The 13731-nt window shown below is 71.3% G+C and carries 7 protein-coding genes; 3 read left to right on the top strand and 4 right to left on the bottom strand.

Translation table 11 applies throughout. The annotated features are described in order from the left end of the window. Nucleotides 1-47: 47 nt before the first annotated feature. The 3 genes from JHB91_RS00830 to ispG form a co-directional block, all read right to left on the bottom strand. Nucleotides 48-3350: a S8 family serine peptidase gene (locus JHB91_RS00830; protein WP_199470830.1), complete on the bottom strand. Its 3303-nt coding sequence runs from the start codon at nucleotides 3348-3350 to the stop codon at nucleotides 48-50. 143 nt (nucleotides 3351-3493) lie between these two features. Beyond that, the gene (locus JHB91_RS00825; RefSeq protein ID WP_199373037.1) at nucleotides 3494-4222 is read right to left on the bottom strand and encodes a phosphatase PAP2 family protein; all 729 of its coding nucleotides are present in this window, start codon (nucleotides 4220-4222) and stop codon (nucleotides 3494-3496) included. Continuing rightward, nucleotides 4197-5489, bottom strand: a complete 1293-nt coding sequence (ispG, locus tag JHB91_RS00820) for a flavodoxin-dependent (E)-4-hydroxy-3-methylbut-2-enyl-diphosphate synthase (protein ID WP_199470829.1) — start codon at nucleotides 5487-5489, stop codon at nucleotides 4197-4199. The genes JHB91_RS00825 and ispG overlap by 26 nt, the downstream gene beginning before the upstream one ends. 556 nt (nucleotides 5490-6045) lie before the next feature. Here ispG and xseA point away from each other — a divergent pair. From xseA to JHB91_RS00805, 3 genes are all read left to right on the top strand, one after another. Then, entirely contained in the window at nucleotides 6046-7389 is a 1344-nt protein-coding gene (gene xseA, locus JHB91_RS00815) for an exodeoxyribonuclease VII large subunit (protein ID WP_199470828.1), read from the top strand. A 180-nt stretch (nucleotides 7390-7569) separates the two neighbouring features. Next, nucleotides 7570-8961 (top strand): aldehyde dehydrogenase family protein, encoded by a 1392-nt coding sequence (locus tag JHB91_RS00810; RefSeq protein ID WP_343225079.1) that lies wholly within the window; start codon nucleotides 7570-7572, stop codon nucleotides 8959-8961. Between the two features lie 62 nt (nucleotides 8962-9023). Continuing rightward, nucleotides 9024-10721 carry a VWA domain-containing protein gene (locus JHB91_RS00805; RefSeq protein ID WP_199470826.1) on the top strand — a complete coding sequence of 566 codons (1698 nt, stop codon included), beginning with the start codon at nucleotides 9024-9026 and terminating at the stop codon, nucleotides 10719-10721. A gap of 31 nt (nucleotides 10722-10752) precedes the next feature. Here the strand turns inward: JHB91_RS00805 and JHB91_RS00800 are convergent, their stop codons facing one another. Beyond that, complete coding sequence (locus JHB91_RS00800; RefSeq protein WP_343225031.1) at nucleotides 10753-13617, bottom strand: EAL domain-containing protein; 2865 nt, start codon at nucleotides 13615-13617, stop codon at nucleotides 10753-10755. Nucleotides 13618-13731 lie beyond the last annotated feature (114 nt).

Here is a 13731-nt window from a genome sequence, read left to right as displayed (position 1 = left end):
CCCGGTTTCCCGGGCCCTTTGCATTCACGACCGGGCGAGGCCCGGGATCACGGCGTGACGGTCAGCGCCACGCGTGCCGCTTTCTTCGCTACGGCCGGGTCGTTGCTCGCCACGCAGGCGAAGCCCGAGTAGCTGCCCGCCGCCAGCCCGTTGCCGAGCAGCGTGCCGACCAGCGACTGCGAGCCGCCGGCGTCCAGCGAACCCGACGACGGCGTGACCGCACCCAGCCAGCTCGCGCCACACGGCACCTCGCCATCAACCTGCAGGTCGAGCGAGGGGAACGCCACGTTGGCGGCCCACGCGCCACTGCCGTCGCCGGCCACGTTGAGGCTGGCAAAGCCGCCCTGCCCGACGCTGCTGCCGAACCACGCCCAGCGGTTGGCGAACGTGCCGGCGGTGTTGATCACCACCCAGTAGCGACCCGGGGCGAGCGTGAGGGACTGGCCGGCGGCCACCAGGTCGAGGCCGATGCGGCCACCCTCCACCAGCACGCCCGGGGCAAGCGCCGACCTCGTGTGCGCCCACACCGCCGCGCCAGGGTTGCTGTGGGGATTACCCGCCGGCATGCCGCCGGCATCCGGGTAGATGCTCCAGCTCAGGTTCGGTGACGCCGTGGGGAGCGCGACGCCGCTGACCACGAAGCCCTCGGCCGTGATCCTGGTGATACGCGTGCTCGTCTCGACGGTGAAGTCGTCGCTGGAGAACTGGGCCAGCAGGCCACCCGCCGATGCCGGATCGCTGTACCGGCTGGCACGGAAGCCACTGGTGACCGCGCCGCGCCAGATATCGACCAGCCTGCTGATCGCATTGCCGGTGTTGTCGACCGACCAGGCCAACGCCGAACCGCCCGCGTTGGACATCGGAATCGCCACCGAGCCCTGGCCACCGGCCGCGATGCTGGCCTGCACGAGCGCCGGCAGCACCAGCACCGGCGGCTGCACCGCCACGCCGATCGGCAGGTTCAGCACCGGATTCGCCTTGCCACCCTTCACGCCGCTCGGCGCGAGCCGCAGTTTGCCGAAGCTCCAGCTGCCGTTGTTGGGCAGGTTGCTGCTGTCGATGGTCACTTCGAAGGTCACGCTGCCGTTGGCCGGCACGCGCGCGAAGATCGGGTGCACGCGCCCACGCAGGCCACTCAGGCTGGCCGCCCAGTCCTGGGTGCGGCCGTCCACGTTGCGGAAGGTGCGGGTGAACGTGCAGCCCCCGTCGCAGTTGCGGTCGGCCAGGCTCGGCAGGTTCAGCGTGGCGGGGTCGCCACCCGTCGCCGGATTGGCCGCGCTGTAGTTGGCCGCGGTTTCATCCAGCACCAGGCCGGCGCGCACCGCCTGGTCGACCCGGATGCGCCCCGAACCGCGCGCGAACGGATTGGCAGGCGTCACTTCGTCTTCGAGGAAGACCGTGCCGGTGGCGGTCATCGCCAGCGCCGACTTCACCTCGGACACGCTCCAGCCCGGACGCGCCTGGCGCACGAGGGCAGCAGCACCCGCCTGGTGCGGCGACGCCATCGACGTGCCGCTGATCAGGCCCACCGCGTTCTCCGACCCGCTGATGGTGGTGCCGGCCACGGCGGCCAGGATGGCGTAGCCGGGCGCGGTGACGTCGGGCTTGATCAGGCTGAAGGTGCCTGCCGGGCCGCGCGAGCTGAACGCCGCCAGTGCGTCGGCTGTGTTCGGCAGCGGCGCCGCCGGATAACCGATGGTCGCGGTGGCCGGCGGATTGGCGACGTTGAAGTCACGCAGTGCGTTGCCCTCCGCCTGGGTCACGCCGAATGCCGGCACGGTGGTGTCGGGCACCGAAGGCACCAGCACTTCCGGCAGGTTGTTGGCGATCACCACCGCCACCGCACCCGCCGCGGACGCGGCATTGGTCTTGATGGTGAAGCTGCAGCTGCCACGGCGGACCACGGCGATCGCACCGTTGAAGGTGCCGGCCGGGTAGCCCGCGCAGCCGTCGTCGACCGCATCGATCGCGGGGCTGACGCGCAGCGGCGTGCTGGCCGGGTACGCCGCGGTGTGTCCGACACCGTTGGCGCCGGTGGAGAGCTCGATGGCCGTCAACGGCTCGGGCACGGTGCCCGGCCCGGTGACCTGCATCAGGAACGAGTAGCCCTCGCGCCCGTGGCGCGCCGCCGCGGTCGAGGACACCCACGGCTCCACGTGGCCGAGCGTGCCGGCCGCGGGACCACTGTTGCCGGCGGAGGCCGCCACGAACACGCCCGCTTCCACCACGTTGAGGAAGGCCAGCGAGACCGCCTCGCCCCACGGCTGCGCACCACCGCCGATGGAGTAGTTGATGACGTCCGCCACGCCGTCGATCACGATCTGGTCGATCGCCGCGACCGCCGACACGTTCGGGCACAGGCCCTGGCCGGTGGAGATGTTGGTGTAGCAGATGTCGAACGCCACCACGCCGGCACGCGGCGCGACGCCGGAAATCGACGCCTGCGCGCCGCTGATCGCGACCACGCGGCGGTTGCCGGCGACGGTCGACGCAACGTGGCTGCCGTGCGAGTTGGTGTCGCCAAAGCCGGGCTCCTCGCGGAACCCCGGGTTGGAGCAGGCATTGCCCGGCGCCGCGCACACGAAGTCGTAGCCGCCGATCAGCTTGTCGTTGCAGCGACCTTCGTCGATGCCGCCGGGTGCGCAGGTGCCGAGGTAGTTGCCGGCGCCAAGCGGGTTGACGTGCACATGGCCGTCGACCGGGTCGACCGCCGCGAACGACGGGCTGCCGAAGTTGATGCCCGAGTCCAGGATGGCGGCCACCATGCCTTCACCCTGGAACGCGCCGCCGGCCGCGCTGCCGGACCACACGGACCGTGCACCGATATGGGCGGGACCGGTGTCGGTATCGAGCGCGTACTCGCGGTAGCCCTCGACCAGGCGCACATCGCGCATCCGTCCCACCTGTGCAGCTTCGGCGGGCGTCAAGGCGACCACGATGCCGTTCACCGCGTGCTGCATGCGATGGCCGACCTGCAGGCTGCGGCCGAGGGCACGGCCGATGTCGGACTCACGCGCCGCCTGGCGGCTGCGCAGGTATTCGACATAGGCAACGGCCGAACGGCTGGCGGCGTCGAGGCGCCCGCCAGCGCTTCGCGCCGGGGCCGCGAGGCCGCGCACCCCGCCGCGATAGGCGGCCAGGGCGGGTTCGTTGAACAGCACGATGTGCGGCTCAGCCGCGTCCTTTGGCGCGCGCGCCGCGGCACCGGCGACCGGCGCGCCCGCGAGGACCGCAGACTGTACGGTGGCCGACGTCGCTGGCCTGGATTTCGATCCGATGGTGGCGGCGGCCGCAGCCGACACCACGATGGCAACGGCAACTGCCGCCACCACTGATGGCTTCGTGGTCATGACTTCTCCCCTGGAACGTGGTCTGGATACGTGTGTGTCGACACTCGTCCACGCGGCCGCGTTGCTGTGACCCGGCCCATGCGGTGCCCCCCGGCATCGGCTGATCGTGACTGTCGTCACGGTCCACCGCCGCCGAGCATCCGTTACTCCGCGGGCTGTCGCAAGCCCTGTGCGTCAGCCGGCGCCACCCTGCGGTTGACAAGCAGCCAGGTCGCGGCCGTCCACGCGAGCGCGGCCGTCCATCCCGCGAGGATGTCGGAGGGGTAATGCACCCCCAGGTAGACGCGCGACAGCCCGACCAGCGTCACGAACAGCGCCATCGCTGCCAGCAGCGGCCAGCGCCAGCGCGTGTGCCAGCAGAGCAGGACCAGCACCATCGCCAGCGTCATCGACCCCATGGCGTGGCCGCTCGGGAAGCTGAAATTGTGCTCGGGCGCGATCGACTCCCACAGCGAAGGGCGGTCGCGGGCGAACGCCTGCTTGGCGGCGATGTTGAGCAGCGCGGAGCCCGCCAGCGCGACCCCCGCGAACAGGCCCTCGCGGTGCCGCCGCGCCAGGGCCAGGCCCAGCACCAGCAGGATGTCGACCGGCACCACGCCCCACTCGTAGCCCAGTTTGGAGGCGAGCAGGAACAGCCGGTCCAGCCCGCCCGCCGCCGCCTCGCGCGCGAACAGCAGGATCGGCTCGTCGAAATCGAACGGCTCGCCCTCCAGCACCTCGTCGGCGAGCTCGGCGAAGCCCCACAGCGGAAGCAGCAGACCGACGAACACCAGCACCAGGCGCCAGCCGTGGCGCTGCAGGAAACCCGCGCCGAAGCGGGCGTCCGACAGCAGGTTCCCGATCGCCTCAGCCGGCGTGCGGGGCGCGGCCATAGCGTCGGTCGACGTAGCTGTCGATCAGGCCGACGAACTCGGCGGCGATGTTGCCGCCGCGCAGCGTGAGCGCTTTCTCGCCATCGATGAATACCGGCGCCGATGGCGCCTCGCCGGTTCCCGGCAGCGAGATGCCGATGTCGGCATGCCGCGACTCGCCCGGGCCGTTGACCACGCAGCCCATGACCGCAAGCGTCATGTGCTCGGCGCCCGGGTGGCTGATCTTCCACTCCGGCATCTTCGCGCGCACATGCTCCTGCACGACCTTGGCCAGCTCCTGGAAGAACTCCGACGTGGTGCGCCCGCAGCCCGGGCAGGCGGTGACCATCGGGGTGAACGCGCGCAGGCCCATGGTCTGCAGCAGTTCCTGCGCCACCACCACTTCCTGCGTGCGCGGCGCGCCCGGCTCGGGCGTCAGCGAGATGCGGATCGTGTCGCCGATGCCTTCCTGCATCAGCACCGCGAGCGCCGCGGCGGAGGCGACGATGCCCTTGCTGCCGATGCCGGCCTCGGTGAGGCCGAGGTGCAGCGCGAAATCGCTGCGCACCGCCAGGTCGCGATACACCGCGATCAGTTCCTGCACGCCGCTGACCTTGCAGCTGAGCACGATCCTGTCGGCACCCAGGCCCAGCTCCACCGCGCGCGCCGCCGAATCCAGCGCCGAGCGGATCAGCGCCTCGCGCAGCACGCGTCCTGCGTCCCAGGGCTCGGCGCGCAGCGCGTTCTCATCCATCAACGCGGCCGCCAGCGACTGGTCCAGCGAACCCCAGTTGACCCCGATGCGCACCGGCTTGCCGTAGCGCATCGCGAACTCGATGAGCTGCGCGAACTGCGTGTCACGCTTCCTGCCGAACCCGACGTTGCCCGGGTTGATGCGGTACTTGGCCAGGGCCTCGGCACATGCCGGCTCCGCCGCCAGCAGCTGGTGCCCGTTGTAGTGGAAGTCGCCGACGATCGGCACCTCGATGCCCATCATCGCCAGCTTCTCGACGATCCGCGGTACCGCCGCGGCCGACTCGGGATTGTTCACCGTGACCCGCACCAGCTCCGAACCCGCGCGCCACAGCTCCGCCACCTGCTTCGTGGTGGACGCCACATCCGCGGTATCGGTGTTGGTCATCGACTGCACCACCACCGGCGCATCCCCGCCGATCAGCGCGTTGCCCACCCGCACCTGCCGCGTGGCGCGGCGCGGCGCCGGGCCGAATGCCCACTCTTCAAGGCTGCCGGCGCTGCCGGCGTGACGGATGCTGGGAATGGCGTTCATTGGGGCATTTTAGTCCCAGGCGACGTGATTGTTCCGGGGCCTTCTCTTGGTTGGCGGGTCCGGAGGGTGTACGGGAACTCCGCCGGCTGGTCCCCGCTGCATGGGTCTTGGCCTGGTTGGGAGGTGGGCGGGTACTGCGCGGCGGTCCCGCAGCGCGGTCCCTTTATGCCGGCTGCGTACCCGTACACCCTCCGCTGCCACCGGCGCTGCGGCTTGAGGGAAAGCGTCGCAAAGATCGAGTCTTTCTCGCGGCTGACGCATGCCGGGGCAGAGCGGCTGTGCTTTTCCCGCGGCCGCGAGAAGCGCGCAATGGCGGGTTGGTGGGTGCGCAGTGGGCATAAAGACCCTCGCTGCGACCAAAGTCCCGAGGAAACACCAAGCGATCCAAAAGGGGGTCGCCCACGAAGTACCCACCAATCCGCCAGCCAGCCAGCCAAGGACGCTGTTCTTGCCAACCGCCAGCCAGCCAACGGCCCTGCCATTGCCACAACCGGTGGCCACGGCCTGCCAGCCAACAGCGCTCAGGCGCGCCCCCGCTGCACGGTATCCTGACGCCATGCCCGCCGCGTCCGAAAACATCCTTACCCCGACCCAGCTCAACACCCTTGCCCGCAGCCTGCTCGAGGACGCCTTCCCGTTCGTCCTGGTCGAAGGCGAACTCGGCAACGTCTCCAGGCCCGCCTCGGGGCACCTGTATTTCACCCTCAAGGACGCCCGCGCCCAGGTCCGCTGCGCCCTGTTCAAGCCCAAGAGCCAATGGCTGAAGTTCCAGCCCCGCGACGGCCTGAAGGTGATCGCGCGCGGCCGGCTCACGCTGTACGAAGCGCGCGGCGACTACCAGCTGATCCTCGACTCGCTGGAGGAAGCAGGCGAAGGTGCCCTGCGCCGCGCCTTCGAAGAACTGAAGGCACGCCTCCAGGCCGAGGGCCTGTTCGACGACGCCCGCAAGCGCCTGCTGCCCGCCTACCCGAAGCGCCTGGCCGTGATCACCTCGCCGTCGGGCGCCGCGGTGCGCGACGTGCTCAGCGTGCTGGCCCGGCGCTTCCCCCTGGTCGAGGTGGATGTCCTGCCCGTGCCCGTGCAGGGCGAGGCCGCGGCAGCGCAGATCCGCACCATGCTCGAGCGCGCGGGCGCGAGCGGCCGCTACGACGTCCTCGTGTTGGCACGCGGCGGCGGCTCGCTGGAAGATCTCTGGGCGTTCAACGACGAGGCCCTGGCGCGCGCGATCGCCGCCTCGCCGGTACCGGTGGTGTCCGCGGTCGGCCACGAGACCGATTTCAGCCTCGCCGACTTCGCCGCCGACCTGCGCGCACCGACGCCGTCGGTGGCTGCCGAACTGCTGGTACCCGACCGCGTCGACATTGGCACCCGCGTGCGTGGCCTGCACCAGCGGCTGGGCGCCCTGCACCTGCAGCAATTGCGCAACGCGATGCAGCGCACCGACCGCGCCGCGTTGCGCCTGAATGCCATGCGCCCGCAGGCGCGGCTGCTGGCACTGGGCCAGCGCCAGCAGGACGCACTGCGACGCCTGCAGGCCGCGTGGCGCGTGCGCGATGCGGAGTGGCGCTCCGGCCTGCGCCACGCCGATGCCGTGCTGCGCGCGACCCATCCGGCGCGACGTCTCGCGGCGCTGCGCGAACGCCTCGCCACCCTGGCGCCGCGCCCACAGGCCGCAGTGGCGCGACGGCTGCGCGACGACGCCCTGCGCCTGCACGGCCTGGCGCGCTCGCTGCAGGCCGTGAGTCCGCTGGCCACCGTCGCGCGCGGCTACGCGATCCTCCAGCACGCCGACGGCCGCGTGGTGCGCACCACGGGCGATGCCGCCGCGGGCGACGTGCTCGATGCCCGCTTGGTCGATGGCGCGCTGCGCGTGCGCGTGGAGCCGCGCGAGGACACATGAGCACCGCGCCGGCCTGACCCGGTGCTCACCGCGGTTCCGCATAATCGCCTGCAGTGCGTGCGCACGGGCGATCAGAGGAGAACGACGGTGGCGAAATCCGGCAAGCACGGCGCGGCCGCGGGCGGCAAGCAGCGCGAAGGCCTCGCCGCGAGCTATCCCTACTACCTCGCCAACCGCGCGGTGGCGGCCAACACCGATCTCGATGTCCTCGACAAGTACACCGGCACGCGCGCCACGCGCGTGGCGCTGGCCGATGCCGGCACCGTGCGCAAGGCGATCGTGGCCGCCCACAAGGCGCGCCCGGCGATGGCCGCGTTCCCGCCTGACGCCCGCCGCGATGTCCTCGAGCACTGCGTGCGGCGCTTCGGCGAGCGCGCGGACGAGCTGGCGCAGGCGCTGTGCATCGAAGCCGGCAAGCCGATCCGCGACGCGCGCGGCGAAGTGACCCGGCTCATCGATACCTTCCGCATCGCCGCCGGCGAAGCCACGCGCATTGAAGGCGAGGTGCTGGAGCTGCAGGTGTCGGAGCGCACACGCGGCTACCGCGGCATGGTCAAGCGCGTGCCGGTGGGCGCCTGCAGCTTCATCACGCCGTTCAACTTCCCGCTCAACCTGGTCGCGCACAAGGTGGCGCCGGCGATCGCCGCAGGCTGCCCGTTCGTGCTCAAGCCGGCGGCGAAAACGCCGGTGGGCGCGCTGATCATCGCCGGGGTGCTGGCCGAAACCGAACTGCCCAAGGGCGCGTTCTCGGTGCTGCCCTGCGACAACGCGGCGGCCTCGGCGCTCGTGGAAGACGAGCGCATCGCGCTGCTGAGCTTCACCGGCGGCCTGGTCGGCTGGGAGCTCAAGGCGCGCGCCGGACGCAAGAAGGTGACGCTGGAACTCGGTGGCAACGCAGCCTGCATCGTCGACGCCGACCCTGGCGCAAGCCTCGACCACATCGTCGAGCGCCTCGTGTTCGGCGCCTACTACCAGTCCGGGCAGAGCTGCATCAGCGTGCAGCGCATCTACGTGCATGCCTCGCTGTATCCGGCGCTGCGCCGCAAGCTCAAGGCCGCGGTGGCGGCGCTGCGCATGGGCGACCCGCGCGACGAGCGCACCGTGATCGGGCCGATGATCGACGAGGCGGCGGCGAAGCGCGTGGACGCGTGGATCCAGTCCGCGCGCAAGACGGGCGCGAAGCAGCTGGCCGGCGACGCGCGCGTCGGCAACATGCTGCCCGCGGCGCTGCTCGAGAACGTTCCGCGGACGGCCGAACTCATGCGCGAGGAGGCGTTCGGGCCGGTGGCGTGCATCGAACCGTTCGACGAGTTCGAGGACGCGCTGGCACGCGCCAACGACAGCGATTTCGGCCTGCAGGCGGGCGTGTTCACCGCCAGCCTCGCGCACGCCATGCGCGCCTGGGATGCGCTCGAAGTCGGCGGCGTTGTGGTCGGCGACGTGCCCAGCTTCCGCGTCGACAACATGCCCTATGGCGGCGTGCGCGGCTCTGGCCTTGGCCGCGAGGGCGTGCGCAGCGCGATCGAGGACATGACCGAGCCGCGCCTGCTGGTGATCCGCGAGCCCGCCTGAGGCGCCCAACCCCGTTCACGCCAGGTGCGCGTTGGCTTGGGGGTCCACCTCAGGAGCCGCCCATGAACCGACACACCCTGGCCACCGCACTGGCCGCCACCCTGCTGCTCGCGGCCTGCCAGTCGGCGAAGCACGAGGCGGCCGCGCCCTCGGCACCACCGGTGATCTTCGATGCGCCTGCCCCGACCACGGCGATGGAGAGCGGGCAGCAGCGGGCCATGGCGGCCGATGCGATGGCCCGCGAGCGCGTCGAGCGCACCGCGGCGGCGGCACAGCGCGCGTACATCCCGTCTCCGCCCCCTGCACCGCCGATGTTCGCTCCTCCGCCCGCCAACACCGAGCAGTACGCCGCGCGCACCGACAACCCGGTGCAGCGCGTGTCGGAACAGCCGGTGTCGACCTTCTCGGTGGATGTCGACACCGGCAGCTACAGCAACGTGCGCCGCATGCTGCGCCAGGGCGTGCGCCCGCCGGCGGACGCGGTGCGCGCCGAGGAGTTCATCAACTACTTCCGTCATGGCCATGCGGCTCCCGCCAGTCGCGACGTGCCGTTCCGCGCGACCATCGAGATCGCCCCGGCACCGTGGAACCCGAAGCGCCACCTGATGATGGTCGGCCTGAAGGGCTATGACGTGCCGAAGGCGGAGCTGCCTCCCGCCAACCTGGTGTTCCTGGTCGACACCTCCGGCTCGATGCATTCCGAAGACAAGCTGCCGCTGCTGAAGCAGGCATTCGCGGCGCTGGCCGCGCAGCTGCGCGCGCAGGACAGGGTGTCGATCGTGGCCTACGCCGGCTCCGCCGGCCTGGTGCTGCCGCCGACGCCCGGCAACCGCCAGGGCGAGATCATCGCCGCGCTGGAGCGCCTGCAGGCCGGGGGCAGCACCAACGGCGGCGAAGGCATCACGCTCGCCTATGCGATGGCGCGCCAGGGCTTCGTGGCCGGCGGCGCCAACCGCGTGATCCTGGCCACCGACGGCGACTTCAACGTCGGCACGGTCGATCGCGCGGCGCTGGAGACGCTGGTCGGCGACCAGCGCAAGTCCGGCATCGCGCTGACCACGCTCGGCTTCGGCCAGGGCAACTACAACGACGCGATGGCCGAGCGTCTGGCCGATGTCGGCGACGGCAACCACGCCTACATCGACACCGTGCTCGAGGCCCGCAAGGTGCTGGTGGAGGAGATGTCGGCGACGCTGCTGACCATCGCGCGCGACGTCAAGGTGCAGGTCGAGTTCAACCCGGCGGTGGTCTCCGAGTACCGCCTGGTCGGCTACGAGAACCGAATGCTGCAGCGCGAGGACTTCGCCAACGATCGGGTTGACGCCGGCGACATCGGCGCCGGCCACGAGGTCACCGCGCTGTACGAGGTCACCCTGGTCGGGTCGGGCGCCGAACGGCTGCCGGCGCTGCGCTACGGTGCCACGCAGGCGCAGCCCGCGCGCGGCGACGAACTCGCGCACCTGCGCCTGCGCTACAAGCGCCCGGGCGAGGACGACAGCCGCCTGATCGACGTGCCCGTGCGTCGCGACGCGATCCGCGCCGAGGCCAGCGCGTCGCTGCGCTTCGCGGCCACCGTGGCGGCGTTCGCCGACGCGCTGCGCGGCGGGCGCAATATCGATGGCTGGGACTGGGATGCCATCGCGCGCAGCGCGCGCGCCAGCCGCGGAGAAGACCGCTGGGGCCTGCGCGCGGAGTTCGCGGAGCTTGTCGAAGCCGGCCGCATCGCCACCGGTGGCGACGTCGCGCGCCCGGCCGACTGAAGCGATGGCCGCGGGCACCGACCGTCCACGCTCAGCGCGGCCGGTGCCCCGTGGCCGGTGCAGGCAGCGGGCGTCCAAACAGATAGCCCTGGCCATAGGTGCAGCCGAGCTGCTTGAGCGTCTGTGCCTGCGCGGTGGTTTCCACGCCTTCGCCGACGGTCTGGATGCCCAGCGTGCGCGCAAGCACCAGGATCGCGCGCACCAGCGCCAGGCTCTCGGGATGCATCTCGCCGTCGAGGCCCGCCACGAAGCTCTGGTCGATCTTCAGCGCGTGGATCGGGAAGCGGTGCAGGTACGACAGTGCCGAGAACCCGGTGCCGAAATCGTCGAGCAACGCCAGTACGCCGCGTTCGCGCAGGCTGTTGAGCATGCGCAGCGCGCGCGGCGCGTCGTCGAGCAGCGCGACCTCGGTGATCTCGATGCGCAGCCGCGCGGGGTCGGCGCCGGCGTCGTCGAGCATCTGCAGCAGGCGCTCGGCAAAATTCTCCGAGTGGAAGTGGCGCGGCGAGACATTGATGGAGACGTGGCCGCGCTGGACGCAGGTCATCCATTCGAACACGCGCCGGTACAGCAGCCAGTCCACCTGCTCGATCAGGCCGCTGTCCTCGCCGACGCCGATGAACTCGGACGGCTGCAGCGGGCCGCGCTGCTCGTGGTTCCAACGCAGCAGCGCTTCGTGGCCAACGACTTCTCCACTGGACAGGTCGACGATCGGCTGGAAGTACGGCTCGAATGCGTCGGTCAGGATCGCGCGCCGCAGGTCGGCTTCGAGGTCCAGCAGGCGCGTCGCCTCGGCGCGCATGTTCTCGTCGAACAGCTCGCTGCGGTCGCGCCCGCGCGCCTTGGCGCGGTACATCGCCGCGTCGGCATCGCGCAGCAGGTCCTCGCCGTGGCGGTAGCGTGGTTGCCACAGGGCGATGCCGACGCTGGCCGACGGAAACAGCTCGCGCCCGGCGATCCACATCGGCTCGCCCAGCGCGGCGAGGATGCGCGCCGCGACGCCCTGCGCCACGTCGCCGTCGGCGGCGTCGGCCAGCAGCACCGCGAACTCGTCGCCCCCGAGCCGCGCGACCACGTCTCCGTCGCGCAGCATGCTGCCGATGCGCCGGCCGGCTTCCACCAGCATCTCGTCGCCGGCGGCGTGGCCCACGCTGTCGTTGACCAGCTTGAAGCGGTCCAGGTCGAGGAACAGCACCGCGAACGGCCCGCGCGCCTGGCTGCGCGTCTCGGCGACGGCGGTGTCCAGGGATTCCAGCAGGTAGGTGCGGTTGGGCAGGCCGGTGAGGTGGTCGTGACGCGCCTGGTGGATGAGGCGCTCTTCGGCGCGCAGGCGCTCGCCCACCTGCGCGCGCAGCTCGCGGTTGGCGCTCTCGAGCTCGCGGGTGCGCGCCTCCACGCGCGACTCGAGCTCGGCGTGCGCGGCCTTGAGGTGCTCCTGCGTGCGCTTTCGCGCCAGCGCACCGCCGATGTGGTCGGCGACGAAGGTCAGGAGCCCCTGGTCGCGCCCACTGAAGCCGATGTCGGGCGAATAGCTCTGCACCGCGATCACGCCCACCACCACGCCGTCGCGCGACAGCGGCACGCCGAGCCAGCAGTAGGCCAGGCTGCCGTGGTGGCGGAGCTCGCCACTGGCTTCGAGCTCCGCGATCCTGGCGCGGTCGGCAAGCAGCGCGCGGCCGTGTTCGATCACGTACTCGCTCAGCCCCTTGGTCATCCGCCGCCGCCGGCGCACGACGTCGCGTTCGTCGACCGAGTACGGGAACTCGATGTGCTTGCCGTCGGCCGACACCATGGCGATGTAGAAGTTGCGCGCGTACAGCAACTCGCCCACCACGGCGTGGAGGTCGGCGTAGAACCTTTCCACGCTGCCGGCGGTGACGGACAGCTCGCTGATACGGAACAGCGCGCGTTGCAGGCGCTCGGCGCGCTGGCGCTCGACGATCTCCGCCTGCAGCACCTGGTTGGCCCGCTGCAGTTCGCGCGTGCGCGCGTCGACGCGGCGCTCGAGCTCGGCGTGTGCGTGCTTGCGGTCCAGCGCGGTCAGGATGTGCTGGGCCACGAACTCCAGCAGCACGCGGTCCTCGTCGCTGTAGCAATCGGGCTTGTCGTAGCTCTGCACCACGATCGCGCCACTGACGCGGCTGTCGCGGCGCATCGGCACGCCCAGCCAGTCCGCGCTGTCGGGGCCATGGAACTGGTCGCGATCGACGTTGAGCTGGCGGCGGATGCGCGCCGACGGCCCGAGCAGCGGCTGGCCATGGCGCAGCATGGCCACCGTCAGGCTGTTGGGGATGTCGGACAGCGCGATCTCGGTGTCCGGCTCGGCCACCCAGGGATCACGCTGGTCGGCGAAGTACAGGAAGCGGACGGTTTCGCGGACATCGTCGTAGAGCACGATGTAGAAATTCTCGGCCGACATGAGGCCGCCGACCACGCCGTGGATGCGCGCCAGTACGTCCTGCATGTCCAGTCCGGAGCCGGCGACGTCCGCGATCTCGTAGAGCGCCTGCTGCAGGCGTTCGGACTTCTGCAGCGATGCGATGCGCGCTTCGCCCTGGGCCGCCGACAGCGTGGCGGTGACCACGCGCCGCGCCAGCGCCCGCCAGGCGTCGAGCGAGGCGGGCGTGAGCGGTTCGGGCAGCCGTGCGGCGATGGCCAGCGAGGCCCCGCCGCTGCTCCATGCCTCGTCGATCGCCGCGGCGTCGCCGGCGTGCGCTTCACCGCCGGTCAATGCCAGCGCGTGGGCGCGCAGCGCCGCCGGCACCCCCTCGACCGCCGACATGCCGACGCCGATGCGCGGATCGCTCCAGCACACCACCACGCCCGACCCGGTGGGCAGCGATTGCGCGAGCACGTCCGCGAGCCCCGCAAGGTCGCCCTCGCGCGGCGTGGCCACTATCGGAAGATCCAGCACTGCCTGCACGCGCGACCTCTCCTCCCACACGAGAACCCTTCAGGAAGAACGCTGAACGCGCCCGCGGCCGGCAAGGCATCCAGGCCGCCCCCCACG

This window comes from Luteimonas sp. MC1828 (assembly GCF_016461615.1).
Classification (GTDB): Bacteria; Pseudomonadota; Gammaproteobacteria; order Xanthomonadales; family Xanthomonadaceae; genus Luteimonas.
Note: the sequence above shows the minus strand (reverse complement) of the source record. Positions and strands in the feature narration are given on the sequence as shown.

Excerpts from the sequence above, each read along its gene's own strand:
- JHB91_RS00830 (WP_199470830.1), bottom strand. The coding sequence starts at position 3,350 with ATGACCACGAAGCCATCAGTGGTGGCGGCAGTTGCCGTTGCCATCGTG.
- JHB91_RS00825 (WP_199373037.1), bottom strand. The coding sequence starts at position 4,222 with ATGGCCGCGCCCCGCACGCCGGCTGAGGCGATCGGGAACCTGCTGTCG.
- ispG (WP_199470829.1), bottom strand. The coding sequence starts at position 5,489 with ATGAACGCCATTCCCAGCATCCGTCACGCCGGCAGCGCCGGCAGCCTT.
- xseA (WP_199470828.1), top strand. The coding sequence starts at position 6,046 with ATGCCCGCCGCGTCCGAAAACATCCTTACCCCGACCCAGCTCAACACC.
- JHB91_RS00805 (WP_199470826.1), top strand. The coding sequence starts at position 9,024 with ATGAACCGACACACCCTGGCCACCGCACTGGCCGCCACCCTGCTGCTC.